This window comes from Tepidanaerobacter sp. GT38 (assembly GCF_021991635.1).
Classification (GTDB): domain Bacteria; phylum Bacillota; class Thermosediminibacteria; order Thermosediminibacterales; family Tepidanaerobacteraceae; genus DTU063.
The window spans coordinates 1-1,310 of the sequence record NZ_JAFFJA010000113.1; the positions used below are offsets into that span (position 1 = coordinate 1).

2 protein-coding genes are annotated in these 1,310 nt (G+C 34.3%); both read right to left on the bottom strand.

What is annotated here, in order from left to right:
- Positions 1-183 (bottom strand): ATP-binding protein (locus JT739_RS11970; RefSeq protein ID WP_237661360.1); only part of this gene is annotated, 183 nt, incomplete at its 3' end.
- A gap of 3 nt (positions 184-186) precedes the next feature.
- A partial coding sequence (gene istA / locus JT739_RS11975; RefSeq protein ID WP_237661361.1) for an IS21 family transposase occupies positions 187-1,310 on the bottom strand: 1,124 nt, incomplete at its 5' end.

Sequence of the window (1,310 nt, forward strand, 5' to 3'; positions counted from 1 at the left end):
TTTTTGAAATCTTTTCTTGTAGCTATTGTCTTTACGATTGGCAAGTTCATCTTCAATTAAAAGTTCCAGAAACTCCATGTAAGAAAGTTTTTCTTTGATTGCTTGTTCATTTCTAACTTCTAAGGTTTTTGCAATGCCTGACAGTTTTAGATTTCTTAAATCTTTAAAAAGAGTACTGTTCATCTTTTATTTCACCTCCTTCAGATACAAAAGCTTTTGATACTCTGAAAGAGGTCTGGTGCTATCTTCGGGGCTTGAAGTGCTTATTAAGCTTTGGCTTATATCTATAGGTAAATCGTAAAGCCCTTTTTCACATATGTTTTTTACAGTTTGATACTTTATTGAATTAAAGGTAACGGCTCTCATACAGGCTTTTTCTATCACTTGACTTCCATATTTTTCTTTTAGCTTAAGCACCCCATAAATTGGCTTTCCCCAGTAATTTTGCTGCTTTTCAAGGATTAAGTCAAAGAATTTTAACGCATAAGGCCCTATTTCCTGCATTTTATTTCTGTATGAAAATTGAAGTTCTGTTTTCGTTTGCACCTTGTATTTTGGGTAATGGGAAGGATTAGTGGAAAATTCACCCTTGGAATTTAGTTTTAAATGAGTAGCTAACAGCTCGTTATTGCCATATATTCGTATTACCTTGTCACTTATCTGTACGGTTACTTCTTGGTTTATGAAACTGTAGGGGACAGAATAGAAGTTTGAGTCAAAGCTTATGTGACAGTTAGTGTTTACCTTGCGAGTTACCCATGTGGAAAAATCGTAATCTTTATGTGGTAAGGGATTTAGCTTTGATTTTTCTTCAGTTTCAAAAACTTCTTTGGGTATCTTTTTGGTTGTGCCATGAATACGGCTGTTACAAATGTCTTCAAGCCACAAGTCAAGTTTTGTTTTGTATTCTTCATAGTCTTTAAAATTTCGGCCTTTGAAGAAGTTGTTTTTTACATATTTTACTCCGGATTCTACCTTGGCTTTATCAGTAGGGGTTTTTACTCTACATGGTATTGATAAAAAATTATAGTATTTAGCGAATTCTTCGTATTGCTTTTGGTATACGGGTTCATAAAAGTTAGCTTCTAGAATGGCAGCTTTAAGATTGTCTATCTTAACGGTTTTAGGTACTCCACCAAAGTATTTAAAGGCATGTTCATGACATCTGATAAAGGTTTTTACTTCTTGATCAAATACTGTTTCACAGTACATTAATCTTGAATAGCAAAGCACCATACAAAAGACCCAAGATTTTTTTAGCTTGCCGGAAGGATCAGGCACTTTGCCTATGTAGCCAAAGTCTACTTGGG